Source organism: Enterococcus sp. DIV0240d (genome assembly GCF_051711245.1).
Lineage (GTDB): Bacteria > Bacillota > Bacilli > Lactobacillales > Enterococcaceae > Enterococcus_D > Enterococcus_D casseliflavus.
The window spans coordinates 2,622,201-2,647,500 of sequence record NZ_JBIOMG010000001.1; the positions used below are offsets into that span (position 1 = coordinate 2,622,201).

A 25,300-nucleotide genomic window follows, 5' to 3' on the forward strand; every position below is an offset into this window, starting at 1 on the left:
TTTTTTGTTCAGGTAAACCCCCATAAAAAAAGAGACGATCATAGGAGGAATTACAATGAAAATGAAAAAATGGATCACGACTGGGTTACTGACAGCTTCCCTACTGGCATTGGCAGCTTGCGGAGAATCAAGCAACACTTCGGAAGAAAACGACGGAACAAAAACAGTCGGTGTCTTACAATTGGTCGAACATGGCTCCTTGAATGCAGCCTACGAAGGGTTCAAAGAAGGCTTAGCAGAAGCGGGCTACACGGAAGGTGAAAACCTAACGATCGAATACCAAAATGCGCAAAACAGTCAAGACAATTTAAAAAGTATGAGCGAACGCCTAGTGAATGCCTCACCAGATCTTTTATTAGGCATTGCCACCCCTGCTGCTGTATCTTTAGCAAATGAAACCACCGACACCCCAATCGTAGTTACTGCCGTCACTGACTTAGTTGGAGCGAAATTGGCCGATTCAAATGAAGAACCTGGTCGCAACATCACCGGTACTTCAGACATGGTGCCGATTGAGCAACAGATCAACTTGCTGTTAAGCATCGTGCCTGATGCCAAAACGATCGGCATTATGTATAACGCAGGTGAAGCCAATTCAAAAATCCAAGCTGACTTGGCAGAAGAAGCCTTAAAAGCTGCGGGCGTTGATGTAAAAGTATTGACCGCCAATACAACCAATGATGTGCAACAAGTAACCACCAGCCTTGCAAAAGATGTTGACGGCATTTATGTTCCAACAGATAATACCTTTGCCTCTGCTGCTGCAATCGTCGGCGAAGTGGCCAAAGAAACCAAAACACCGATCGTCGCTGGTTCCGTAGAACAAGTCGATGATGGTGCCCTAGCAACTTACGGTATTGATTATAAATCCCTTGGCATTCAAACAGGGAAACTAGCAGCGAAAATTTTGGATGGCGATGCAGAGCCAGCAACGACGCCCGTTGAAACAGCGGATAATTTAGAGTTAGTCGTCAATGAAGAGATGGCTGCTGCTTTAGGGATTGATCCTGCCAGCATCACTGCACCAGAATAACCATACTAACTTAGATTTGAGGAAATCATATGAATTTAGTCGACACATTCTTGCTCTTACTACAATCTGCCACCTCTCAAGGGATCCTTTGGGCATTGCTGGCGATTGGTGTATTTTTAACCTTTCGTATTTTAGATATCGCTGATTTAACTGCTGAAGGGAGTTTCCCTTTAGGCGCTGGGATCGCAGCAATCAGTATTACGAATGGTCTCTCGCCTATTTTAGCGAGTCTGATGGGCTTTGGCGGCGGCATGGTAGCCGGCTTAGTATCTGGCCTGCTGCACACAAAACTAAAAATCCCTGCCTTATTGGCGGGGATCATCACGATGACTGGACTGTATTCCATCACAAATCGTGTGATGGGTGCTCCCAACATCGCCTTGCTGGGGCAAGACACGGTCTTCACCCAATTTCAAGCCATGGGACTGACCAAAAACAATGCCGTGATTCTTGCAGGCTTTCTCTTCGCGGCAATCGTCATTTTGTGCTTGTTCCTCTTTTTCCGTACAGAGATCGGCTTAGCATTGCGAGCGACGGGCGATAATTTAGCTATGAGCGAGGCCAACGGCATCAACACTGATAACATGAAGATTATCGGCTATATGATCTCTAATGGCTGTATCGCCCTCTCTGGTGCCCTCTTAGCCCAAAACAATGGCTTCGCTGATTTGAACTCAGGGATCGGTACGATCGTGATCGGTTTAGCATCGATCATTATTGCAGAAGTTTTATTTGCCAATAAATCTTTGCTTTTGCGATTGATCACCATCGTGATCGGGGCAATCGTTTATCGCTTTATCTTGGCCGTCGTATTCGAATTCAATGTCGAGGCCAACGATATCAAATTGGCATCTGCAATCGTCTTAGTCATCTGCCTCTCCTTACCGCAGCTTCGTTCAAAACTAGGACTTAAAAAGATGCTGCCAAAAACCAAAGGAGGCCAATCCTAATGACTTCAGTCTTAACAATCGAGAATCTACACCAAACCTTTGAAAAAGGAACGATCAATGAAAACCATGTCTTGCGAGGCATTGACCTGACGATGAATACCGGTGATTTTATTACGATCATCGGTGGGAATGGTGCTGGAAAATCGACCCTCTTAAACAGTATCGCAGGAACGATCCCAACAGAACAAGGAAAAATCACCTTAGATGGGAAAGACATTACCCGTTTATCCGTGACCAAACGGTCAAAAGATATTAGTCGGGTCTTTCAAGATCCACGTATGGGGACCGCGGTTCGTTTGACCGTTGAAGAAAATTTAGCATTGGCTTACAAACGCGGCCAAGTCCGCGGATTTGCGACAGGCGTCAAAGCGAAAAACCGCGCGTTTTTCCAAGAGAAGTTAGCCAGCTTAAACTTAGGCTTAGAAAATCGCCTTTCTGCTGAGATCGGTTTGCTATCAGGCGGACAGCGGCAAGCTATCACCCTCTTGATGGCAACGTTGCAGCAGCCTAAATTGATTTTATTAGATGAGCATACCGCAGCCCTTGATCCTAAGACCTCATTGACGGTCATGGCATTGACCGATCAGTTGATTCGGTCCCAACAGTTGACGGCTTTCATGGTCACTCATGACATGGAAGATGCCATTCGTTATGGCAATCGCCTGATCATGCTTCATCAAGGCAAGATCGTCGTAGACATTGCCGGTGAGCAAAAGCAGCATTTGACGGTCCCTGAATTGATGGAAATGTTCCATCAAAATAGTGGTGCTGAGTTGAAAGATGACCAACTGCTCTTACGCTCTTAATAAGCAAAAAAGGCACGTAGAAAGAATCTCCTTTTGAAGCGACCCCCAAAAGTTAGACCAAAATAATCTAACTTTTGGGGGTCGTTATTTGTATGGCAAAATATCCTTTTGAATTAAAACTAAAAATCGTTAAAGAATATCTTAGTGGCGTGGGCGGATATCGGTATCTTGCCAACAAATACGGTATTTCAAGCAAGTCTCAAGTAAGTAATTGGGTGAATGCCTATCGTGAATACGGAGAGGAAGGTCTATTGAGAAAGCATCAAAATCAGAAATATTCTGTTCAATTTAAGTTAAATGCGCTAGAGTTATATCAAACAAGTGAGATGTCCTATCGAGAAGTTGCTAGCACTTTAGAAATGAACAACCCTGCGCTTATTGCCAATTGGATGCGTAATTTCAGAGAAGCAGGTATTGAGGGGCTCTCAAAAGAGAAAGGGCGACCACTTACTTTGACTAGAAAAAAAGAAAACAAAAAAGAAAATACAACAACTGAAGAACGCGATCGTATCAAGGCATTAGAAAAGCAAGTCCGATCCCTTCAAATTGAGAATGCCTTTTTAAAAGAGTTGAGGAAGCTGCGAAAACAGGAAGCCCAGCAAAGACGCAAGAATCAATCGCACGAATCATCGCCAGCCTCCGAGGATCATTCAAACTAGTTGAGCTTCTTGAAACATTGAAATTTCCTAAAGCAACCTATATGTATTGGCAGAAACGGTTTGACAGACCAAACCCAGACCAAGAAATTGAAGAAAAAATGCTTGAAATTCGCAAAGAGCATAAAGACTATGGCTGTCTGCGACTAAAAAAAGAATTAGAGAATCAAGGGATTCATGTCAATAAAAAGAAGATTCAACGTCTGATAAAAAAACTAGGTATCGAAGTAAAGTCTTACACTCGAAAATCTCGACGGTACAATTCTTATCGTGGGAAGGTTGGTACTGTCGCCAAAAATCGTATTCATCGTCGGTTTTATACAAATATCTGTCACCAAAAAATTACAACTGATACCACAGAGTTTAAGTATTATGAAGTAGACACCGCAGGTGTCGTTCGTCAGAAAAAGCTGTATTTAGATCCTTTCATGGATTTCTACAATAGTGAAATTCTATCTTATCGGATTTCTGAAAAACCAAACGCACTAGCCATAATGGAAGGATTAGAAGAAGCAATCCAGATGACAAATGATTGTCCATTTCGTAGAACCTTCCATTCAGATCAAGGATGGGCCTATCAAATGAATGCTTATAAGAATAAATTGAAGCAGCATAAAATCTTCCAGAGTATGTCTCGTAAAGGGAATTGTTTAGATAACTCACCTATGGAAAACTTCTTTGGTTTATTAAAGCAAGAGATTTTTCATGGAGAAGTCTATCGGAGTTTAGATGAATTGAAAACAAAAATTGACCAATATATCTATTATTACAACCATAAACGCATCAAAAAGAAATTAAATTGGCGAAGTCCGGTTCAGTTTCGAGAAGCTGTAAAAACAGCTGTCTAACAGTTAATCTTATCGTACAAAAAAGGAGTGGATTTCTCCACTCCATAAAAGTCTAACTTTTTGGGGTCACTACATTTCTACGTGCCTTTTTGCTGTAATCACACTGCTTGCAAAAGCCTTACTTCGCTTCGTTTTCTGCAATGATGTCCGTTACCTTCATCAAGCGAGTCAATGTTGCTCGTTCGTCTTCTGCCAGATTGCTTTCGATGTATTGAATGGTTTCTGTCAGCTTGGGAATCGTCATATACTCTAACGCATTGACTCTTCGTCTCGTCCGTTTGATCTCATTGGCCATCAGTTGACAGGTTTTCTCGATCTCGGCCAACTGCAGCATCACTGGCAGCATTTGATCCAGATGGGACAACGAAAGATCCAGCTCACTGGTGGTACTCACAAAACCGTAGGAAAAATCATCATCCGAGCTTTCTTCTTCGTAAACAGGGTTCAACACTGGCACATCCATATTCATGATGGTTCGGCTTTGCACATCTAAGGTCACTTTATTCAAAGGGATCATAAAGGCTTCTTGCAAAACAACATCGGGAATACTACTAGAAGCCAGCACATACTCTTCCATTCCTGCTTGCAATGCGGTCTCCATCTTTTTACGAAGTTCCTGGTTTTTCTTTACTAGCTGAATGAACTGACGTACTAGCTCATCTTGCTTGTCTTTCAATAATTTGTGACCACGGGTTGCCGTCGTCAGCCGCTTTTTCAAACGACTTAGTTCCATCCGTGTCGGATTGACATTTAAGATCGCCATTAAGAACTCACATCCTCGTCCGTTGGGTAATAGGCGTCGATAAATTCTTCTTTGATACGGCTCAACTCTTGTTTTGGCAAGGTAGCTAATAGCTTCCAGCCTAAATCTAACGTTTCTTCAATCGTCCGATTGGTTTCAAATCCTTGATTGACGTACTCTTTTTCAAAAAGATCAGCAAAGCGCGCGTACTTTTTATCAAGGTCAGATAAGGCAGACTCCCCTAAAACGATCGATAGCTCTTTGGCAGCTTTCCCATCGGAATAGGCGGCATAGATTTGATTCATCGTTGCCGCATGATCGGCACGGGTCTTACCTTCTCCCGTTCCTTTGTCCTTCAACCGTGAAAGACTTGGTAAAATATCCACTGGCGGGTTGATATTGCGCTTGTAAAGGTCCCGCGACAAAATAATTTGTCCTTCCGTGATATAGCCGGTCAAATCAGGAATCGGGTGGGTTTTATCGCCATCTGGCATCGTTAAGATCGGTATTTGTGTGACCGATCCTTCTTTGCCCATCAAACGTCCTGCCCGTTCATACAGCGTCGCTAAATTGGTGTATAGATACCCTGGATAGCCGCGACGTCCTGGAACTTCTCGGCGGGCAGCGGAGATTTCTCGCAACGCTTCACAGTAATTCGTCATATCGGTCATGATCACTAAGACGTGCATGCCTTTTTCAAATGCCAAATACTCTGCTGCGGTCAATGCCATCTTAGGCGTAGCGATCCGTTCGATTGCTGGATCATTGGCAAGGTTCATAAACAAAACAGAACGATCTAACGCACCGGTTTTGCGGAATTCATCCACGAAAAATTCAGCTTCTTCAAAAGGGATCCCAATTGCTGCGAAGACGATCGCGAAATTGCCTTCTTGGCTAGGTACTGTTGCTTGTCGTGCGATTTGAGCAGCGATCTCTTTATGAGGCAAACCAGACGCAGAAAAGATTGGTAGTTTTTGTCCACGAACTAATGTATTTAAATGATCGATCGTTGAGATCCCCGTTTGGATAAATTCATCTGGGAAGTCCCGCGCCATCGGATTGATGGCTTCACCGTTTACATCGATGCGTTTTTCTGGCAAGATTCTCGGGCCGTTATCTTTTGGTTTTCCTAAACCGTCAAACACCCGACCCATCATATCTAGAGAAACCCCTAGCGTCAAACCAGTCCCTAGAAACCTTGCTTTGCTTTCTTCTGCACTCAAATTACTGGTACCTTCAAAGACTTGGACAACAGCATTGTCATCACTGACTTCCAGTACTTGTCCTTGACGGATCTCACCTGTGTCCATGCGGACCTCAACGAGTTCGTCGAATTTCACACCTCGAACATTTTCGACCACCATTAAGGGGCCAGCAATTTCGGAAACTGTACGATATTCTTTTAACATCAATGAACACCTCCAGTTTCAATGATTCGTTGTAACATTTCTTTGATGTCATGCTTGATCGTATCCAAGCGAGTCAATTCTTCTTCAGGAATGTATTTGCTGCGGGCGATGCGCTCACGCAGATCAACCGTTCCTTTGGTGATCTCATCTAAGTAAGCACCTAGCTGCAATGCACGCTGTGCTTGTTCATTAAAGTAGAGAATGTTTTCCAGCATCTTGAACTGCTTGTTGCGGGAAGTGTACGTATCAACGTCATCGAAGGCGTTTTGCTGCAAGTAGTCTTGTCTTAAAGAACGAGCAGTCATCATCGTCAAGCGGTCTTTCTGGGAAAGAGAGTCCATCCCTACCAGCTGAACGATTTCTTCTAATCGGCTTTCCTCTTGGAGAATCGCCATGGATTCATTGACTAGCTCCGACCAGCGATCACCTAATAATTGATCCAAATAAGAATTGATTTGATCCTCATAAAGGGAATAGGAATTCATCCAGTTGATGGATGGAAAATGCCGCTTTTGCGCCAACATACTATCCAATGCCCAAAAGACTTTCACGATTCGCAAGGTATTTTGAGTGACCGGTTCTGAGATGTCTCCTCCAGCAGGTGAAACCGCACCAATTGCGGTAATGCTTCCTTCTCGAGGCTGCGTGCCTAATGAATGGAAACGCCCTGCTCGCTCATAGTATTCCGCAATTCGACTTCCAAGGTAAGCCGGATAGCCTTCATCTCCTGGGATCTCTTGCAAGCGCCCACTCATTTCCCGCAGTGCTTCTGCCCAACGAGAAGTTGAGTCTGCCATGATGGCAACACTATAGCCCATGTCACGGTAATATTCCGCGATCGTGATTCCTGTATAGATCGAGGCTTCCCGAGCAGCAACTGGCATATTCGACGTATTGGCGATCAATACCGTTCGTTCCATGATCGACTTGCCGGTATTCGGATCGATCAACTCAGGAAATTCGTTCATGACATCCCGCATTTCGTTGCCCCGCTCACCGCAACCGACATAGACCACGATATCCACATCTGACCATTTAGCGATCTGATGCTGAACGACTGTTTTTCCAGCACCAAAAGGTCCAGGAACAGCAGCTGAGCCGCCTTTTGCCACTGGAAAATAGGTGTCGATGACTCGCTGTCCAGTGACTAGCGGTTCGCCTGGATTTAATTTAGCAGTAACTGGCCGCGGTTGACGCACTGGCCATTTCTGAACCATCGTCAAGGATTTTTCACCATCGATGGTTTCTAAAACACAGATCACTTCAGTAATCGCAAAATTTCCCACCATGATTTCTTTGACGGTTCCTTCATAGTTTGGTGGCACCATGATTTTATGCTCGATCACCGAAGTTTCTTGTACTGAACCTAAAATATCACCGGCTTGTACAGTATCGCCGACTTGTACTTGTGGGACGAAGGTCCATTTCTTTTGGCGATTCAGTGGATCGATGGTGACCCCCCGCTCCAAAAAATCACTCTCTGTTTGCGACATAAATGTATCTAATGGTCGTTGGATCCCATCAAACATCTGAGTCAACAAACCTGGTGCTAGTTCGACAGACAATGGTGCGCCTGTCGTTTCTACGGGCTCGCCTGGTCCGATCCCCGCTGTTTCTTCGTATACTTGGATCGAAACCAGCCCTTTTTTGATCTCAATGATCTCACCGATAAGGCCCTTGTCACTGACTTTGCAGATTTCGTGGATTTTTGCGCCACTTAATCCTGAGGCGGTGACCAGTGGTCCCGATACTTTTTCAATTGTGCCAAATGCCACATTTATTCCTCCTAGCTGGCTGACTTGTCTGTTATGAATCTAATATATTCATTCCTACCGCTTTTTCCACATTTTGCTGAATGCGTGCCATGCCGATCCCTAAACTACCCGTACTACTTGGAATCGGAATGATCGCTGGTGTCGGTACTTCTTCGTAACGACGAACGATCGGTTCTAATTGCTCGATCAACCGCTCGGTCAAAAAGATCACACCATACGCTTCAGCCATCTCTTCTAATTGTTGGGCGGCTTCATCCAAATCGCTGACTGGAAAGATATCGATCCCCAGCCCTTTGAAAGGCAAGATCGAGTTCTTACCACCCATCATTGCTATTTTTTTATGCATAACTATCACGCACCCGACTTCTTAAAATCTCTTCTGGCACCTTATTGATTTTACCAATCAAGAGAATACGCAAATTCTTGCTTTCAATTTCCTTGGCATACAGATACCCTGCCAATGCTGACGGCCCAAAAGGCACGATTTTTTGTTCTTTGAGCTTCGCCATTAGAAAATTGTCTTTGCGTATATCAAAGGTATTCAAGGTCTTCTTTTCTACCAATTCTTCATAACTATGATTGATCAGCTCTTTATAAGGGGTTCCTTGCAAGTATCCCACAAACGCCTCAAGAGAAGTTGTGATTTCTGCTAACAACTCACTTGCAGGTAAATTCCCATGGTCGGCTAAAACTGCGCTGATAAAGCCGCGCTTGCGTTTCATCGCGTAACTGCGCAACGTTGTTGAAATATTGAAGATATCGATTTGACGGCGAATCAAGCTTTGCAGCAACTCGTCTTGGTATTCTTTACCGATCGTCCATAATTGCTCCCAATAATGGTTGTCAAAGATGATATCGATGGACTGGACTTCATGATAGTTCTCAATATAAGAAAAGACTTCTTCCACACAGGCAACCATTTCTTGCGCGACCTGAGTACTTTTTCTGGTCTTGACCAGATCTTTAAGGACGGAAAGTGGCTGGGTGCCGATTGGGACGAGATACGCCGAAAAATCTTCTTGCATATACGCCGCTTTTACTAAAACTTTCAGATTTTGATAGTCATATTTCAAAGCAAAGAAATCAACGATCGCTTTTTCTGGTGTCAACTGATACATCGTTTCGTATACCCGTTTCAACTCAGCCATCAGGACTTGTTCAAAATCGTGTACACGATCATCTTCATTGATGAAGTCACCATAAACCGTTTCTTGCAGCATCCCATAGATTTCCTCTGCGCTGGCAGCTGAGAGCATTCGCTCATAGCGACTACGATCGAATAATTGCGATTCATACGTCCGAATTCTCGTATTCAACGTATTATATTTGATGTCATTCATCTGTTTACACCTGCTTACTGTTCAAAAATCAATTGCAGTAACGTATTGCTTAACTCTTCTTTGTTGGCTTCTAGGAGCGCATCAAAGGTAAAATTCAACTCAATTGCTTCTTGTCGCAACAAAAAGCCACCCTTGCGAGGAATCGTCTTATTTACCAGTTTCAGCTGAACCTCAGGGACCGATGCTTGCAACTTAGTAAGGAATTCCTCATCTACAAAATGACGGGACTTCTCACCTAAAAGCAACTCGACCTCACCAGTTAACCGTGCATTCGCCAAGCCTTTCGCGATAAACGTATAAAATGCTGCCTGATCCATCGTGTTTAAACGGGTCAGAGCCTCAGAAAACAGCTCATCTAAGACGGACTGCTTTGCTGCCAAGACCTTGTTTCTTGATTGGATATGCACATCTGAGATTTCCAAATACATCGCAGCACGTTTTTCTTTTTCATAAAAAGCTAACCGTTCATTAAGCTCTTTTTCTAACTGTGCTCGTTTTAAATTTTCTTGGTTTTCACTTTCTTTTTGTGCTTCTTTGATTTGAAGCTGGTATTTCTTTTCCGCATCAGCGGTTATTTTGTCAGTTAAACGTGTAATATCAGACATTCACTTTTCCCTCCTCTTAATTCAAGACAAGCAAGAAGGAAATCACGAACCCTAAAATACAATACGTTTCCATCATCGCTACCAAGATAATTCCTTTGGTCACATGTTCTGGTTTTTTTGCTAAAATCTGCATCGCAGCACTTGCGGCACGTCCTTGCCATTTACCGGCGATAATTGCTGTTAACGCGATCGGTAATGAAGCGATAAACAAATACAACCCGCGATCGAATGAGATCGAACCACTGATCTGACCAAAAATCATAAAGGAGATTACAAAGCCGTATAGCCCCTGGGTACTAGAAAGCAATTCCAAAATCAACGCTTGCCCGAATTTCTCTGGCTGCTCTGAGATCAAGCCTGATGCTGCTTCACTGGTCATCCCAACACCGATCGTTGATCCGATACCACCACAAATCGTTGCGGTCGCTACACCTAAAGCTGCAAAAACAATTCCACCATTTTCGTAAAAGAAACTAATCCAATTTTCCATTATTATCCTCCTGTAACTTTTCTTCTGAGATGATCTCTACATAATTTTCATTTGATTTGAACGGGTCAAAGGCACGTCCGCCCCCCGTAAAGAATTTTCCAAAATACTCCAAATACTGCAAGCGAATACCATGAACATACGCACTAAGGTAACTTAAGAAAATATTCAGGCCATGTAGCGCCACAAATAATAAGATACCGACGGTAAACCGGGCTGCTGGCGGCAAGTAGCTAATGATCAAGTTGAAGGCTGAGGCGATACTTCCGCCGGCAACCCCTAACGCCATCAGACGGGTGTAACTGATCAAGTCACCAACATAATTGGTCACATCCATCAATCCGTACAATCCAGAACCGATTTTTCCTGCCAACGTTTTTCCTTCTAAACTGCCTCCGATTGCCACTGCTAAAAGACTGGCAGCGATCATTACGATCCCAATCGTTTGTAACGGGGTGTCAGGGAAAAGCAGCATTCCTGCGGCGACAAAAACGACACTGATCAAAAAGACGATCCACGAACCGGCTTGGAACATCGCAGCCAGTTTCTGGTCTTTTTTCTTCCATAAAATATAGAATTTCAGCGCCAAGCCAAACATGATCTGAATGTACCCAAAGATCACGGATAAGACTAAGATCTGATTGACATCATCCTGGGCAGACAACAGTTGGAATGAGAATTCAAATCCAAAGAAGTTGCCATAGATCAAGCCCCAAATAATCGTAGGGATTGAGCACAACTGAAAGAGGGTCAAATTTTGTTCCAGCCCTTTGCTGAGGTGGAACAGCTTTTTCCCCAGGAATGTCGCCAGAAACAAGAGCAACCCATAGCCAAAATCGGCAACCATCATCCCGAATGCCACCATGTAAAAAGGCGCCATAAATGGTGTCGGATCTAACTCGTCATATTGCGGCAAGCTGTACATCCGAACAAGTCCTTCAAAAGGTTTGATCCAACGTGCGTTTTCTAATAAAATCGGCACATCAGCCAGCTCTTTTTCCGTCACTTCTTGGTATTCGAGGTAATAGTTATCCGTGGTCCCTTTTTTGATACGTTTTTCTAATTCGGCCGCCCCATCAACAGGAACCCAGCCAGAAATCGATACCGCATGAGTCGAACGCAAAAGCATTTTACTGCTTTTTAAGCGGGTGATCGCTCCATCTAAATACTCGGCAACGATCCGCAAGGTTTCTTGCTCTTTTGTCATCGCACCAAGAGAAGCTTTGATTTCTTTTTCTTCATCAATTAGACGTTGGGATTTTTCTTTCATCGTTTGCAGATCTTCTTCTGGAATCCCCTCATAAGGGTAGATGTATTGCTCGAAGGCTGCTTTCTTTAGAAGAGTAGTTACTTTTTCTTTTACATCTTTATGGAAAAGTACCAATAAGTAAGTTGTCGTTTGTGATTGATAAATGGTTTCGACATAGACAAGCGGCAGCTTTTCACTGTTGGTCGTAAAGTCAGCCATTTCAGAAGTAGGAATCGATCCTAACAAGCCACCTGATTTTTTTAACTCTTTTAAAACAGCTGGTCGTTCTTTGAAATACTTCCAGATCGACAGTTCTGCTTCTTGTGCTAATACATCGCGTTTTTCTTGATCAATCAAGCGAAGACGTTTGTCTTGTTTACGAAGGGTTTGGCATAATTCTTGCCAAGGATAGGTGTGGGCTGTTTCAGCCAATTCTTGAAGGGTATATTTTTTGATTGGTTGCCGCAGTTGTGCCAGCATTCCTTTTTTGGGTACATATTCTTCTAAAAAATTTAAGCTCCAGTTGACTTGACCAAACTGGTTCTCCATTTCTTCTTCAGACTGTTCCTCGCGAACCGGTGTCAAAACACCCGTCGTTTCTTCAGAATCATAATATTTTTCCGAAGAAAGCAGTTCTACGCCTTGAAAGTCTTGCAGCTGCTCTAAAACAGCTTCTTTCTGATCGTAAAAGGTCAACAGACTGAACTTTTGCATTTTTGCAATTGCCATTTATGTCACAACCTTATTTATTATTATTGCTAATGCTTCTTCTTTCAATTCATTAGGGATCGTTCGCAGTGTTTCCACTTCTGCTTGGGTCTTAGCCAAGAGTGGTTCCTTAGACTGTACCAACTCAGCTGCGATTTTTTGGTTGATTGCTTCTTTTTGTTGGGCTTCTTTTTCTGCCAACTCTTTTTTAAACGCCTTCAACCGTTCTTCTCTTGCTTGTGCCAATTGTTTTTTTTCTGCTTCTGCTTCTTTATTTTTATTTTCCGCAAATTGCTCTGCTTCTTGTAATAATCGAATGGCATCTACTGTCATTTTCTCACCTGCTTTCACTTTTTTTCCGCAAAAAAAACCACTACAAATCAAGCATATGGCATTCGCTGATCGTAGGGTGTCAAAAATCAATAAGTGGCAAATACCTTCACCTATTTCCGTTTTCTAATATAACCGTAACATAAATTTTGCGATAGAACAAGGTTCCTAGCGTTTTTTTATAGTCTTTACATATAAAAGTCACAAAAATTACACATTTTCACAAAAAGAAATCCTTTTCATTTTATTGGGGGTTAAATGATGACAAAAAAGAAAGATTAGAAACAAAATGATGTTTCAAATCTTTCTTTTAGTTTTTTCTCGTCTTTTTCTTAACTTAAATGCTTCTAAAGAAAAGACAAGTATTTAAAATAACAAAGCATCGACCTACTCACGTATAAACGGCATACTCATACAGCGGGGGCCCCCACGTCCGCGAACCAATTCGCTGCCCGAGATTTCATTCAAAATGACTCCTGCCTCTTTTAACAGCCCATTGGTAATGGTGTTGCGGTCATAGACCACGACTTCTCCAGGTGCAATCGCCAAGGTATTAGACCCATCATTCCATTGCTCTCTAGCTGCCGCTGCTAAATCGTCGCCACCACAGCGGATCAAGTGTACTTCAGGCAAATCTAAATAACGGCAAAGAATGTTTTCCAACGTATCTTTTTCCTCATATACTCGCACACCGTCCTTGTGTTTAGTGATTGAATACAGCGAAAGTTCTCCCTCGATTTCTGGATGGATTGTGAACTTATCATGATCCACCATCGTGAAGACCGTATCTAAATGCATAAATTTTCGTTCCTCGCCGATATTAAATGCCAAGATATGTTCGAAACTCGGTTCTGTGGCAAAAATCGTTTCGGCAATTTTTTCAATTGAGGCAACTTCTGTTCGTTGAGAGATCCCGATCGCTACGATTTTATCTGATAAAATCAGCTGATCCCCGCCTTCCATCCGCGTCGTTTCGTCCCGATGATACAAAAAGTTCGTCTCATTGCGGGCAAACATCGGATGGTGCGTAAAAATTTGTTTTCCGTAGAGGGTTTCCCGTCTTCTCGTTGCAGAATACATTCGATTCAAGGAAACACTGTGTCCAATCGTCGCAAACGGATCTCGCGTGAAATACAAGTTTGGCATTGGATCGATCAAGAAAGGATATTCTGTTTCAACGATTGCCGTTAAGTTACTGGCTTTTGAAATTTCTACCTCACTTTTTTTCAAGCCCGCCATCGTATGATCGATAAAGGCGCGATTGTCTTTAATCGACAGGAAAAAGTTGCGCACTTCGTTGCGAATCTCTTCATCAAGGATCGTTGTCTCATTTAAATAGTCTTCTAAAAAGGCCTCTTTGGCACCAGTTGTTGTCAATGTTTCAGCAGCTAGATCCTCCAAATAAAGGACTTCCACCCCTTTGCTTCTTAACGTATCCGCAAAAAAATCATGTTCTTTTTGCGCTTGGGTTAAAAAAGGAATATCATCAAACAACAATCGATCAAGATAATCCGGCATCAAGTTTTCTAATTCTGCGCCTGGACGATGCAACAGCACCCGTTTTAAAGGGGCAATCTCAGAAAAAATCTGTATTGGCTGGTTCATGAACTTGTCTCTCCTTCTTGGCAATTTTGTTGAATAACTTATGTCATTCATTTTTTATGATTCCTCAACACATAATTATTCATTTCTTTGACTCATCGTGTTTTTTCTACTCGTGATTCAAAGTTTTTCTGGATCATATAGTTATAAACATGCATTTTAGCAAAAAGAAACCCTCGATAAAAAAACAACTAGCTGAGAATATAAATTCTAGATACTTTAATTTACCGCCTTTTTCAATTGTATATTTTTGTTAAAAAAACAGCAAGGCAAAAGAACTGATGGACGATAGACCTAGCTGCGAAACCAGATTGAATTATTTTTGTTTTTTTGGATCATTTCATGATTTTCAAATGATACCGCTATCAAACAGATAAATTTTTGATATGATTCAAGTATCTTGATGCTAAAAAAACGTTTATAAAGGAGTGATTTGATGAAAACGCAACGTCAACTTTACTATGGTGCCGACTACAATCCTGAACAATGGTCTAAAGAAGTCATTCTTGAAGATATGCGCTTAATGAAAGAAGCAGGTGTGAACTATGTAAGTATCAATATTTTTGGCTGGGTCAATCTGCAGCCAGATGAATCCACCTATGATTTTGATTTTCTGGACTGGTTGATGGATCTTTTATATGAAAACAATATCATGATCGACCTAGCCAATGGAACGGCTTCGCCTCCCGCTTGGCTTGTTCAAAAACACCCTGAGATGCTGCCTGTGACCATTCATGGCAATCGACTGGTTCATGGGGCGCGCCAGCACTACTGTCCGACTTCCCCTATCTATCGTCAATATGCCACCGATTTGTCAGAAGCAGTCGCAAACCGTTATGCCAATCATCCAGGGCTAGTCATGTGGCATATCAATAACGAATATACCTGTCACATCCACGAGTGTTATTGCGATCATTGTCGGAAAAGATTTCAGACATGGTTAGCAGAGAAATATCAGAACATCGCTGGATTGAATGATGCTTGGTCAACCAAGTTTTGGAGTCAATCCTATGGCAGCTGGGACGAAATTTTTCTACCTGAAGCGATGCCGACCTTCAAAAATCCTGCGCAGCAGTTAGACTATCGCCGTTTTCTTTCCGACATGAATCTGGAGCTCTATCAACTCGAAAAGGCGGCGATCGCAAAATATTCCCAAGGCATCCCTTATATGACCAATCTTATGGGCTTGCACAAATACGTGGATGGGTTTAAATGGGCCCCCGAAATGGATGTAGTCAGCTGGAATTCGTACCCGAATCCCTTTGAAAAGATCCCTTACCCGCAATTTCTTGCTAACGATCTAACTCGTAGTTTAAAGAAAAAACCTTTCTTGATCATGGAGCAAGCCACCAGCGCCGTTAATTGGCGGCAAATCAATGGTGCCAAGACACCCAACCAGCTGCGTCTTTGGAGTTATGAAGCGCTCGCTCATGGCGCTGATGGCATCATGTTCTTCCAATGGCGGCAGTCTCGTGGCGGTGCGGAAAAATTTCATAGTGCGATGGTGCCACACGGAGATCCTCATTCAAGCCGTATCTTTCGTGAATGTGCGCAATTAGGCAACGAATTTTCGCAACTGTCGGAAATTGTTGGGACGCGCTTCTTGGCTGATGTCGCGGTTGTCTTCGACTGGGAAAATTGGTGGGCGCTGGAATTGGATGCCAAACCAAGAACCTTAAAGTACATTCATCAGTTACGCAGCCTGTATGCCGCGCTAAGGGCGTTAAATTTGAGCGTAGACTTTGTCCATCCTTCCGAATCCCTAGACGGCTATCCTTTAGTGATCGCCCCAAATCTCTATTCAGCACCCGAAGCCTTCGGCAAGAAGATCCATGATTACGTGCGACAAGGCGGCATCTTCTTGACCAATTTCTTTAGTGGGATCGTCAATGAATATGACCAAGTCTATCTTGGGGGCTATCCAGGACTGTTTAAAGACACCTTAGGGATCATTGTAGAAGAGTTTTACCCAATGAAAGCAGCTACCCATCACCAAATTGACTTCCAAGGTCGTCGGTACAGCAATTCTCTATGGGAGGAAGTCATTCATCTAAAAGGTGCGAAAGCTTTGGCAACCTTCCAATCCGGTTATTTGTCCGATAAGCCAGCCATTACTATGAATCAGATCGACGATGGGTATGCGTATTACGTGGGAACAGAATTGAATCAGCGGGGACTAATAACTTTTTTATCAGATATTTTAAATACTAACCAATTAAAAACGAATGCTCAAAACTTTCTAGCCTCACCGACTGACCTTTCAGTGACTTGTCGTCAAGGAGATCACTTCACTTTCGTGTTTCTTTTGAACCATACGGATCAGATTCAACAAGTTGATTTTTTAAAAAAAGGGTTTTCTCTATTAACTCAAAAAGAGGTGGATCGAATCCAATTAGCAGCTACAGAGGTAGCTGTGATCAAATTCAGCGAATAAATCCAAAAGAACACTTTCTAAGTCCCAAACTTAAAAAGTGTTCTTTTAGGCTGCTGACATTATAGATAGCAAAAAACATATTGAAAAACTTCATAATCTATAGAAAGATTCCTAATAAGCAAAAGTCATAAGGGATAGTTTAGTTTCGTTATTTTTTTATTAATAACTTTTTAGCTAAATAGACGAAATTTTGGTTGCTATCTTATAAAAATAGCTCGTACTCAAATTTACCAATTATAATTCGATCTTTCATGGTGGTTTCGTCATTCTCTTTATGGAAAAATAAATAATTCTACCTTATGAAACGATTTTACATTAGTTAAATGTATACACGTTGGTAATGCGTTTAGTGTTCTGCTTTCGCATCGAACCTACCGATCCATAAGCATTATTCTCAGCCACCTAAATAGCTTCAGGTGATCCTATTGTTCTATAAAAGACATGTAACAGATAGATTCATTGAGTTTTCGCAAAAACTATCTTATAGCCCATCTCTAAAATATTCCTTTTCACACAATTAATTAATAATTATCACTTACATTGATTTTTCTAAATCTTTTACTATTCTGATTCCTAGTTGCTGAATCGCTTGCTCAGAAACGTTTCTCCCTAATCTATAAACTGGCGGTTGAGCAAATGTCTGTACCCATTGTTGATCTGTCACGATAACTTGTTTTATGTTAGCTTCTTCGAAAGTTTGATTCTTTTCAGAAATCACCTGAATTCCTTGTCGATTTAACCACCCGTTCAATTCATCTTGGATCCATTGATTTACTTTCCTTGGAACCTTCCAATAATAATGAATACCTAAGCATCTGACCAATTGATTTTTTATCTCAACTTTTCCCAGCGTTATTAAGTAATCAATCGCTTTTGTAGATAGGCCTTCTCTATATAATAGATTATTCTCTACTACTGCTGATTTGTCTCTTTGAGAAATTCTCGAAGTAATAGGTATTTGAAACAATCTATCTAATAGCATGCACACTAGTGTAAGTCTTGAAAAGAGCTGCTCATCTGTAATCTTTAATTCATAATTACTCGTAATCTCTTCTACAACATCTGAAATTTTGAAGGGAAACCTTTTTTCTAGCCAGTCGTTCTTTAGTAAAAAAGACAAAAGTTCTTCTTCATCCATCATTAAAAGATACAAAAGGCAATATTCCTGATCAGAAATAGATATACGGTAACCAAATAGAGTGATCGTAAACTCGGTATGTTCCTTAAATCGACGACAGAAATCACTAAATACCGGTTTTTCAGTTAACTTTCCCCCCTGAACCTCTCGTAAAATAAAAACTAAGAACCATTGCTTAGCTCTGGAGGTATCGAACAGGCTCGGACAATGAATTTCCATACCATTATCTAATTCGTCGTAAAAATGATAGGGTTGTTCATCTTCTCCAAAATAAAAAGCATGATAAAAACAATGAAGGCTCTCTTCAGAGCCTATCATTCGCCATGGTTTCTCACTAAAAGATAAATCATAATCTCCAAGAACTTTTTCTAAGTAACGGCGTTGCTTTTTGAATGTTTGGCTCCCAAATCCTGTTGTCTTCATCCAAAACTCTTTGATATTCGGTGCTTGTTGACAAAGTAGATGAAGAAACAAAAGATTCGCGTCTTTCAACAATAGCGATTTTTTTCGCTTTTGATAGCTAGCAAAATTAATAATCGTTAGTTCATAGCCATTGCTTGTAGCATGAATCGAAATTTCTTGATGAAAGTAATCACGTATACTTTCGATATCTGAAACGATCGTTCGTCTTGAGTAGCCGCAAACTATTGCTAAATGATCACCACTTGTAGGTTTATTTTCCTCAAACTGTCTTAAAATGATCATTTGCCTTTTAAGAGCTGTTGAATGAAGACATTTTATTAATAAAGAATTTTCTTCAACATCAAGCACTAAAACCACCTCAATGACTAATTAAAACGGAAGCTGTCGATTTCTCAAGCAGCTTCCATTTTTATTATACTTTATTAGATGTTTGTACGTAACGGTTAAGGAACAAATCTAAGTTCCCATTCAATCGTTGCACGATACGTAGCTTGCTTAGGATCTGCTCCGATCGGAACCTCTAATTTCACACTATTTCCCATCGTATTTAAATCCCCATAGCGTTGTACCCAGGTCCCTGTCCCCTGATTGTCTAAAGCTGAAGCAATAGGTGTAGGAATACCCGGTTCGATTTTTGCAGTTTCGTTATAAGTTGGTGGCACTGTTGATTGATTCATTGAATTTGTCACCATCTCGATATTCTCTAATAATATTCGCGCTCCTGGCAGTGAATCTCCCTCATTGCTCTGGAAACCATTTTCTGTCATTGTTGCTGTAAGGGTCCACCCATCATTTATTGCTCGACGGTCAGAAATCTGTAGATAATTTGGTCGTTCCTCGGTCGGATTTCCTTGTGGGTCAAGCAACCGTTGTGGCCGAGCAGGGTAGGTCGCTGTTCCGGCGCTAATACTTACATCACCAAAAATGTATTGAGAAACAAAATCAATACTGATCAGTCCTTGGTCTTCATCGATTTCAGGTGGATTTTCTGGTGAAACCTCATTGTCTGGATCAGTAGGATCGACAGGAGATGGTACCCCCATCATACGATAGACAAGAGTATATTCTTGTTCTTCACGTAGATGTCTCGTAGACAATGGTTTGTCGTCTGCTTCAAACTGAAATGCGTAGTTTTCAATCTCTATGACAGGGATTTCAACCTCATCATTTACATATCCATTTAGTTGAACCGAAGGGGCTCGCTCCTCGCCATCTTCGTCAACGTAGTGAACATTGATTTCTGATTCTGCACGTTTAAAATAATAGGTTACAACTTGCCGCTCTGCATCGATTGCAATCTGATTGGTTGCTGGATCAAAATTCTCAGAGTCTGTTTCAACTCGGACAAAGTCATATCCTTTTAAATATGGTTCATCCTCTGTCCCTGAACGAGGATCAAGTGTCACCGTGGTGCGCAGCGGTTCATCAAGAAAGGCGGTCGGCGAGATCTCCTCTTGGGTATCTATATCTCGGTAGTTGACTTCCACTTCCCCTGTTCCGATTGTGTAAGTCATACTCTCAAACATGAATGCATGAAGATTGTTTCTGGCACCGGTACTGCCGGCAATAAGAAAAGAAGAGGCTGTTACTTCAGGATTTTGCCAATCCCTTACATCACGACGCCAAGTTTGTCCTTTATAATCAATAACGAACCAATGTCCTGTTTCGTCTGGCAAATAACTTACAGTGATAGGTTCATAGACACCATCAATGTTCCCAGTCCTTCTTGCACGAGCCTCGTCATTGTTCCCCCACCAAGTAACGATATTGTTCGGTGAAGGATGGTAAACGTAGCCAGCAAAAGGAGCATCGCTTAATCCAGACGGATCTCGTTCTATTCTTACTCCATCTATTGTATCTGTATTTCGGTTATAATTCGAATCTAACTTAAAGCCAAAAGCATCTGTTAAACCACCAAGACCCATTCCATTTCCACGTACCCCAAGGGCATCATTTTCAGAATTATGAAAACCAAACGCCATCCCATCTGCTCCATTATCATTTGAACCAATATTAGCCCGCCCCTTTAAAATGAATGGCTGATTCACATTAAGTTTTTCTTTCAGTGTCACATTTCCAACTGAATTATTCGCTGCCGGAGTCAATAGTAAGTAACCAGTCTCTTGATTATAGTTCGCACTTCCATGTACCTCAAAATGCTCTAAGAAATTATCTTTATTTACAGTCATATTAAGAGCATTTGAATCATCTCTTGCAACATCCTGTACAAGTGCAGCATCTTCAGTGTCCTGGCCTTCTGGCAATGAATCTTCATTATCCGCTTCTTGGTCTTCTATAGCAGCATTTTCTTGCTCTTCTTGGTCTTCCTCAGTCGGGTCTTCTGCTTTTTCTTCCACGAGAAGAGATAATTCCGTATCTTCTTCGATCAAGATCGTATATTCGCCGCTTTGTGTCACACGAATAGGAAGCGTGAATTCATCAATTGCTTCTTGGCTATCAAGGAGCAATTCATCTTCCTTTTCTCCTTGAGTGACTGATAGTTCTGACGTCAGTTCTGAAAAATCGATTGCAACTGCTTCAGGGATCGTTAAATGAACCATTTGAATCAGCTGATCGACAGAAAATGTGAAAGTAAGTAATTGATCCACTTCCCCCTGAAGCGTTTCTTGTTCGAGGGAAAACTGCGGTTCCTCATTCGTTTCTGTTTCCGATGTATCATTTGTTTCGATTGCTGTTGAAAAAAGGGAGTCTGCATTTAATATCGTCATTGTTGTGAACAAGGGTACAACAGTCAGTAACGTGACGAAGCCCCCAATCATTTTTTTTCGGAAAAGTGATTTCATTTGTTTCACTCCTTCGATTCACTATCCTGCGTTTCTTTTTTTTCTTGTTTCGAGCGATAGATCATGTATGCTAGGATCCCCAAAAGGACGACGGAAACGGCAATGGCTGCGATCATCCACCAATTGATGCTGCGGTCGATTGAAACATCTGTCTCATTCAATTGTCGAGCTTCCTCCGCCTCAACTGTAAATGTCTGTTCCCACGTCCATTCTTCCTCTTCTGAACGAGCCGTCAAGTTCAAGATATACTCTCCTGTACGAAAACGATCTCCCTCAAGAGGAATCGGGAAATTCATATGGGAATTAGGTGCCATTTGCATTCCGCTTCGGTTACTTTCATACAAGATTTCCTCACTGTTGCTAGCGCGAATACTCGCCTCTACCTCTAATCGATTAACAAAAGTCGACGTGTAGTTTTGGATCGTTGCACTAAAGACATTGCGGTAATTGACTTGATCCGCAAATACATCCAATAACTCTAATCCCGGATCCGTGGCAGAACGGTTGTTGCTGACCACCAAACCAATCACATAAGAAAAAGCATTTTTGATCCCTAGTCCTTCTTCCTGACTACTCTGGGTGTCTTCAGAAGGCACTTCTTGGATCCGAATCCCTCCAGCTAATACCCCTTCAAATGCCTCTTCCGGCATCGTGATCGGAAAATGGATCGTTCGTTTTTCCAACGGTTCTAATGTAATCGTTCCCGGAGCTTCTACCAACTCATCGATCATCGCAGGTAATGTGGGATCAGGTGTTTCTGCATCCTTAGCATACTCCACAACGCCATTGACATTCGTAAAAGCAGTATGAACGGTGATTGCTATCTCAATGGCTTGATCTGAACCGTTTTGGATCTCCAAGCCTAATTCGTCCTGGTCTCCCGCACCTATGTTCAAATCAAAGTAGCCGCTTGCCCCTCCTGCTAATTGACTGTCCGGTAAAATCGGCGTCACATAAAAATTCAATTCTGAATCGGTCTCAGCAAAGCCCTGTAAAGGGTTAATGAATAGCGTTACTAGGAGGATCAATCCTGTTAGTAGTTGTCGCCAGCTTGTTTTTGTTCGTCGTTCGCTCACTAATGGTTCTCCTTCCAAAAAAGGCGGGAATAAGTAGCTACTCCCGCCTACAATTGTTGCTTCCTTCAAGTCTCTTCTATTTATTCTCCCGGAATATACTCTCCGGCACCATCTGCAGTATCAGATAAGATCCATTCCATAGTTGCTTGATAGGCAACATTAGCCTCAGGCATCGTTGTGCCTGGAATATGCAACTTGATGGCGTGATTTCTAACAGGGCCGTCTAGCTCATCACTATTGAAGTCAGCCGTCAATTCGTCTTGATCTCCCCAAATGGTTGAAGAGCTACCTCGTCCATGTCCTGCCGCTGCAGTCATCATCGGCACTACAGAATCGTCAGATTCTAAGATCAAACTGCCGTTTTCCCCGTTCACGATAGGTGCTAATGCTTGGTCTCCTTTGTCCTCATTAAATCTCTTTTGAGCGTTGATAAATTCAATCCGAGCACCAGTTAATTCGTCATTTGGATCTGTTGCTGAAACAAATGGGGATAACGAAACCGTTAAGTTCCATCCTGAATCTTTATTCCCACGCGTATCTTGGACTTGGATAAAGGAGACATCAGGTACTTTATCCTGAGTTCCGGTAACTGTCTGCTCCTCAGCGATCATGGAGTACGCTTGGTCTTGTGTAGAGATCGGGTTTGACCCAAAATCAAATACAGAAGGTACATAAGCAATCGTTAATGGTCCCTTTTGTGGAGATGGATTTGGTCCCAAATCCACATCTGGTTCTTCAACTGGCTGTTGAACAACAACGTCTTCATCTCCATCACCTGTAAAGGTAACAGTGTTCTCTGTGGTGGTATTTCTGATTTCCTTTACATCATCATCCGCGAAGGCTTGAATGCCACCGGCTAAAATCGTAGAGGTCAAAACTGCAATCGTTGCTAAACGAATCATTTTCATTTTTATTTCCTTCTTTCTTGAATTAATTTCTTCTCTTCTCTATCGTTTATTCTGGAACGCTTTCGCCTGCTTCATCTGTTGTTGAAGTCAAATTCCATGTCAAGGTTGCTTCATACAAGGCCGCATCTTTCGCAGTTGCACCAGGCACCCACAATTGGATACCGTCGTTAACCACAACTTCTGCCCCCGCATTTACTTGCGCAGTAATAGCTACTTGGTCTCCCCATACAACAGAAGAAACACCGGCACCTTTGTCCTGGCCAGCTGACATCACAGTCATTGCTCCTCCGTCCGCGTCCAAGTACATACCAGCTTGATGAATGGCTGGTGCGTTTTCTTCGTTATTGCCTTTGTAGTCGAGGGTTGGTGCCTTAAATAAAAGACGTGCACCACGCAATTCATTATTCAACGTACCTGATTCAAATTTACTCAACGAAACTTCTAGCTCCCAGCCTTGATTGTTTCCGCGTGTATCTTGAACTTGAGCAAATGAAACATAAGGAACTTTATGTTCATCACCTTCTGTGCCAGTTCTTTGTTGCATTTCAGCAACCATATCATAATAGATATCTTGATTCGAGATGACTTGTGTACCAAAATCCATCGTTGGTGCATATGCTATTGTCAAAGGTCCTGTTTGTCCCCCTGGAACTGGATCAATATCGACATCTGGTTGGTCGACCGGTGGTTGAACGATGGTCTCTTCGTCTGTGTTAGGAGCAAAAATGATTTGGCCATCTGTTTCCACATTCAGTGCTGGATTTGCACCTTCCACTTCCGCGATACCATCGGCAAAAGCAGAAATACCTCCAGCGAAAATTGTTGCAGTAAGAACAGTAATAGTAGTTAAACGTAAGAATTTCATGAGTTTTCTCCTTTAATGGTTTCTTGTAATGAGTAATGATTTGTACTTAGTCGGCATTTTTTTCAAATAACGTATGCCAACAATCAGTAGAAAAATAATACCTAAAATGATGTACCCGGGGTTTTGTAAGTCATTGGTCTGCGGCAATCGGTTTCCTGGTCTAGAAACAACCGGAGGCTTTTCGATTGGCTCACTCCCCTCTGGGGGTGGTGGCTCGGGTTGTCCTATTGGTTCATAAACACCCGTAAAGATCACTGAGCTTTCAGTTTCAACTGATTTAGCTTCTTCCGCGTTAACTTTGTTTGTAGAAAATGCTAAAAGTTGGAGCATAATTGCGAGCACTAAACAACTATTAATGACCCGAATGTTTGTCTTTTTCATTCTCCCTCCTCCTCTGAATTGTCTAACTTCAAAAACCATCGTTATTAGATCAGCAATTAATAGTGTCTCGATTCTCAAGATGCAAAAACAACCTGTGATTCGGTTTTAAATCAGATCGCTTTTTTTTGTTCATGTTACATGTGATGGTTTCTAAACTTGACATTCATCACTATAACGATAAATCAGATAAAATTAAAATAGAGAAATTCACCTATAGGTGAATTTCTCTATTTTGAAAAGTATTTCCTATTATTAAATAACATAAATGGCTATTAAGTGAAGCAAATAAGAACGGTTTTTCAGATAACCTATACTTTCTTTTGAAAACAATTCGGTCCAAGATATCAAGCACTTAAAGGTATAGAATATCACACTCTAATAAAAATAGTATTCTGTTATACCATTTTATTGACAATATATTCCTCAGAGAGTGTAAAATATTTTGTGTAAATAGAAAAAAGGAAGTCCCTTCTGTAGAATAGAGTTACCACAACACATTCACAGAAGAGAGGACTTCCCTATGAACGATTTTACTACAGAAATTCTAAAGACTCTAGCGAACAAAGGCGATTTGAATGAATTATTCCGTGTTCATTTGGAGAAAGCAGTCAATACGCTTCTCAAAACGGAGTTAACGGCTTTCCTAGATTACGAAAAGTATGATCGCATTGGTTTTAACACGGGTAATTCTCGTAACGGCTCCTATGACCGTACGGTCAAGACCGAGTATG

23 protein-coding genes (1 of these 23 running past the window's edge) are annotated in these 25,300 nt (G+C 41.9%); 7 read left to right on the forward strand and 16 right to left on the reverse strand.

Annotated elements, in window-relative coordinates:
* Positions 1-55 precede the first annotated feature (55 nt).
* The 5 genes from IGJ25_RS12370 to IGJ25_RS12390 all read left to right on the forward strand — a co-directional run bounded on the left by IGJ25_RS12370 (position 56) and on the right by IGJ25_RS12390 (position 4,293).
* Complete coding sequence (locus IGJ25_RS12370; RefSeq protein ID WP_010749214.1) at positions 56-1,033, forward strand: ABC transporter substrate-binding protein; 978 nt, start codon at positions 56-58, stop codon at positions 1,031-1,033.
* Between the two features lie 29 nt (positions 1,034-1,062).
* Complete coding sequence (locus IGJ25_RS12375; RefSeq protein WP_005229245.1) at positions 1,063-1,983, forward strand: ABC transporter permease; 921 nt, start codon at positions 1,063-1,065, stop codon at positions 1,981-1,983.
* Entirely contained in the window at positions 1,983-2,789 is an 807-nt protein-coding gene (locus IGJ25_RS12380) for an ABC transporter ATP-binding protein (protein WP_015510090.1), read from the forward strand. The genes IGJ25_RS12375 and IGJ25_RS12380 overlap by 1 nt, the downstream gene beginning before the upstream one ends.
* A 92-nt stretch (positions 2,790-2,881) precedes the next feature.
* On the forward strand, positions 2,882-3,448 hold the full coding sequence (locus tag IGJ25_RS12385; RefSeq protein ID WP_016249835.1) for a helix-turn-helix domain-containing protein: 567 nt from the start codon (positions 2,882-2,884) through the stop codon (positions 3,446-3,448).
* Positions 3,418-4,293, forward strand: a complete 876-nt coding sequence (locus IGJ25_RS12390) for an IS3 family transposase (protein WP_413118969.1) — start codon at positions 3,418-3,420, stop codon at positions 4,291-4,293. The genes IGJ25_RS12385 and IGJ25_RS12390 overlap by 31 nt, the downstream gene beginning before the upstream one ends.
* Positions 4,294-4,411: 118 nt before the next feature.
* Here the strand turns inward: IGJ25_RS12390 and IGJ25_RS12395 are convergent, their stop codons facing one another.
* From IGJ25_RS12395 to arcA, 10 genes are all read right to left on the reverse strand, one after another.
* Positions 4,412-5,056 carry a V-type ATP synthase subunit D gene (locus tag IGJ25_RS12395; RefSeq protein ID WP_438779332.1) on the reverse strand — a complete coding sequence of 215 codons (645 nt, stop codon included), beginning with the start codon at positions 5,054-5,056 and terminating at the stop codon, positions 4,412-4,414.
* The gene (locus tag IGJ25_RS12400) at positions 5,056-6,444 is read right to left on the reverse strand and encodes a V-type ATP synthase subunit B (RefSeq protein WP_005237151.1); all 1,389 of its coding nucleotides are present in this window, start codon (positions 6,442-6,444) and stop codon (positions 5,056-5,058) included. The genes IGJ25_RS12395 and IGJ25_RS12400 overlap by 1 nt, the downstream gene beginning before the upstream one ends.
* Positions 6,444-8,219 carry a V-type ATP synthase subunit A gene (locus tag IGJ25_RS12405; RefSeq protein ID WP_010749209.1) on the reverse strand — a complete coding sequence of 592 codons (1,776 nt, stop codon included), beginning with the start codon at positions 8,217-8,219 and terminating at the stop codon, positions 6,444-6,446. Before IGJ25_RS12405 ends, IGJ25_RS12400 begins: the two co-directional genes overlap by 1 nt.
* A 31-nt stretch (positions 8,220-8,250) precedes the next feature.
* Entirely contained in the window at positions 8,251-8,565 is a 315-nt protein-coding gene (locus tag IGJ25_RS12410; RefSeq protein ID WP_005229240.1) for a V-type ATP synthase subunit F, read from the reverse strand.
* On the reverse strand, positions 8,558-9,559 hold the full coding sequence (locus IGJ25_RS12415) for a V-type ATP synthase subunit C (protein ID WP_005229238.1): 1,002 nt from the start codon (positions 9,557-9,559) through the stop codon (positions 8,558-8,560). Before IGJ25_RS12415 ends, IGJ25_RS12410 begins: the two co-directional genes overlap by 8 nt.
* Positions 9,560-9,573: 14 nt before the next feature.
* Positions 9,574-10,164, reverse strand: a complete 591-nt coding sequence (locus IGJ25_RS12420; protein ID WP_005229237.1) for a V-type ATP synthase subunit E — start codon at positions 10,162-10,164, stop codon at positions 9,574-9,576.
* Between the two features lie 16 nt (positions 10,165-10,180).
* On the reverse strand, positions 10,181-10,654 hold the full coding sequence (locus IGJ25_RS12425; protein ID WP_005229236.1) for a V-type ATP synthase subunit K: 474 nt from the start codon (positions 10,652-10,654) through the stop codon (positions 10,181-10,183).
* Complete coding sequence (locus IGJ25_RS12430) at positions 10,638-12,629, reverse strand: V-type ATP synthase subunit I (RefSeq protein WP_015510091.1); 1,992 nt, start codon at positions 12,627-12,629, stop codon at positions 10,638-10,640. Before IGJ25_RS12430 ends, IGJ25_RS12425 begins: the two co-directional genes overlap by 17 nt.
* Positions 12,630-12,941: a hypothetical protein gene (locus IGJ25_RS12435; protein ID WP_015510092.1), complete on the reverse strand. Its 312-nt coding sequence runs from the start codon at positions 12,939-12,941 to the stop codon at positions 12,630-12,632. It abuts the gene before it with no gap.
* 384 nt (positions 12,942-13,325) lie between these two features.
* Positions 13,326-14,543: an arginine deiminase gene (arcA, locus tag IGJ25_RS12440; protein WP_010749205.1), complete on the reverse strand. Its 1,218-nt coding sequence runs from the start codon at positions 14,541-14,543 to the stop codon at positions 13,326-13,328.
* Between the two features lie 433 nt (positions 14,544-14,976).
* On the opposite strand from arcA, the gene IGJ25_RS12445 reads away from it, so the two are divergent.
* The gene (locus IGJ25_RS12445) at positions 14,977-16,974 is read left to right on the forward strand and encodes a beta-galactosidase (RefSeq protein ID WP_225001427.1); all 1,998 of its coding nucleotides are present in this window, start codon (positions 14,977-14,979) and stop codon (positions 16,972-16,974) included.
* A gap of 535 nt (positions 16,975-17,509) precedes the next feature.
* Here IGJ25_RS12445 and IGJ25_RS12450 read toward each other — a convergent pair.
* The 6 genes from IGJ25_RS12450 to IGJ25_RS12475 form a co-directional block, all read right to left on the reverse strand.
* Positions 17,510-18,883, reverse strand: coding sequence for a helix-turn-helix domain-containing protein (locus IGJ25_RS12450; RefSeq protein ID WP_225001428.1), 1,374 nt, complete (start codon positions 18,881-18,883; stop codon positions 17,510-17,512).
* Positions 18,884-18,978: 95 nt separating this feature from the next.
* Positions 18,979-21,339, reverse strand: a complete 2,361-nt coding sequence (locus IGJ25_RS12455; RefSeq protein WP_225001429.1) for a lectin-like domain-containing protein — start codon at positions 21,337-21,339, stop codon at positions 18,979-18,981.
* A gap of 5 nt (positions 21,340-21,344) precedes the next feature.
* Positions 21,345-22,367 (reverse strand): DUF916 and DUF3324 domain-containing protein, encoded by a 1,023-nt coding sequence (locus tag IGJ25_RS12460; RefSeq protein ID WP_375352182.1) that lies wholly within the window; start codon positions 22,365-22,367, stop codon positions 21,345-21,347.
* Between the two features lie 128 nt (positions 22,368-22,495).
* Positions 22,496-23,323 carry a WxL domain-containing protein gene (locus IGJ25_RS12465; RefSeq protein ID WP_438779333.1) on the reverse strand — a complete coding sequence of 276 codons (828 nt, stop codon included), beginning with the start codon at positions 23,321-23,323 and terminating at the stop codon, positions 22,496-22,498.
* Positions 23,324-23,369: 46 nt separating this feature from the next.
* On the reverse strand, positions 23,370-24,188 hold the full coding sequence (locus tag IGJ25_RS12470) for a WxL domain-containing protein (protein WP_225001432.1): 819 nt from the start codon (positions 24,186-24,188) through the stop codon (positions 23,370-23,372).
* A gap of 12 nt (positions 24,189-24,200) precedes the next feature.
* Complete coding sequence (locus IGJ25_RS12475) at positions 24,201-24,569, reverse strand: LPXTG cell wall anchor domain-containing protein (RefSeq protein WP_225001433.1); 369 nt, start codon at positions 24,567-24,569, stop codon at positions 24,201-24,203.
* A gap of 520 nt (positions 24,570-25,089) precedes the next feature.
* On the opposite strand from IGJ25_RS12475, the gene IGJ25_RS12480 reads away from it, so the two are divergent.
* Positions 25,090-25,300 carry the 5' portion of an IS256-like element ISLgar5 family transposase gene (locus tag IGJ25_RS12480; protein WP_002324630.1) on the forward strand. Its footprint extends 980 nt past the window's final position, so only the first 211 of its 1,191 coding nucleotides appear in the window; its start codon is at positions 25,090-25,092; its stop codon lies beyond the right edge, outside the window.

What these genes read in the sequence shown, in the direction of transcription:
- IGJ25_RS12395 (WP_438779332.1), bottom strand. Translation starts at nt 5,056, where the DNA reads ATGGCGATCTTAAATGTCAATCCGACACGGATGGAACTAAGTCGTTTG.
- arcA (WP_010749205.1), bottom strand. Translation starts at nt 14,543, where the DNA reads ATGAACCAGCCAATACAGATTTTTTCTGAGATTGCCCCTTTAAAACGG.
- IGJ25_RS12370 (WP_010749214.1), top strand. Translation starts at nt 56, where the DNA reads ATGAAAATGAAAAAATGGATCACGACTGGGTTACTGACAGCTTCCCTA.
- IGJ25_RS12430 (WP_015510091.1), bottom strand. Translation starts at nt 12,629, where the DNA reads ATGGCAATTGCAAAAATGCAAAAGTTCAGTCTGTTGACCTTTTACGAT.
- IGJ25_RS12420 (WP_005229237.1), bottom strand. Translation starts at nt 10,164, where the DNA reads ATGTCTGATATTACACGTTTAACTGACAAAATAACCGCTGATGCGGAA.
- IGJ25_RS12435 (WP_015510092.1), bottom strand. Translation starts at nt 12,941, where the DNA reads ATGACAGTAGATGCCATTCGATTATTACAAGAAGCAGAGCAATTTGCG.
- IGJ25_RS12385 (WP_016249835.1), top strand. Translation starts at nt 2,882, where the DNA reads ATGGCAAAATATCCTTTTGAATTAAAACTAAAAATCGTTAAAGAATAT.
- IGJ25_RS12415 (WP_005229238.1), bottom strand. Translation starts at nt 9,559, where the DNA reads ATGAATGACATCAAATATAATACGTTGAATACGAGAATTCGGACGTAT.
- IGJ25_RS12470 (WP_225001432.1), bottom strand. Translation starts at nt 24,188, where the DNA reads ATGAAATTCTTACGTTTAACTACTATTACTGTTCTTACTGCAACAATT.
- IGJ25_RS12475 (WP_225001433.1), bottom strand. Translation starts at nt 24,569, where the DNA reads ATGAAAAAGACAAACATTCGGGTCATTAATAGTTGTTTAGTGCTCGCA.
- IGJ25_RS12410 (WP_005229240.1), bottom strand. Translation starts at nt 8,565, where the DNA reads ATGCATAAAAAAATAGCAATGATGGGTGGTAAGAACTCGATCTTGCCT.
- IGJ25_RS12400 (WP_005237151.1), bottom strand. Translation starts at nt 6,444, where the DNA reads ATGTTAAAAGAATATCGTACAGTTTCCGAAATTGCTGGCCCCTTAATG.
- IGJ25_RS12375 (WP_005229245.1), top strand. Translation starts at nt 1,063, where the DNA reads ATGAATTTAGTCGACACATTCTTGCTCTTACTACAATCTGCCACCTCT.
- IGJ25_RS12465 (WP_438779333.1), bottom strand. Translation starts at nt 23,323, where the DNA reads ATGAAAATGATTCGTTTAGCAACGATTGCAGTTTTGACCTCTACGATT.
- IGJ25_RS12425 (WP_005229236.1), bottom strand. Translation starts at nt 10,654, where the DNA reads ATGGAAAATTGGATTAGTTTCTTTTACGAAAATGGTGGAATTGTTTTT.
- IGJ25_RS12445 (WP_225001427.1), top strand. Translation starts at nt 14,977, where the DNA reads ATGAAAACGCAACGTCAACTTTACTATGGTGCCGACTACAATCCTGAA.
- IGJ25_RS12455 (WP_225001429.1), bottom strand. Translation starts at nt 21,339, where the DNA reads ATGAAATCACTTTTCCGAAAAAAAATGATTGGGGGCTTCGTCACGTTA.
- IGJ25_RS12380 (WP_015510090.1), top strand. Translation starts at nt 1,983, where the DNA reads ATGACTTCAGTCTTAACAATCGAGAATCTACACCAAACCTTTGAAAAA.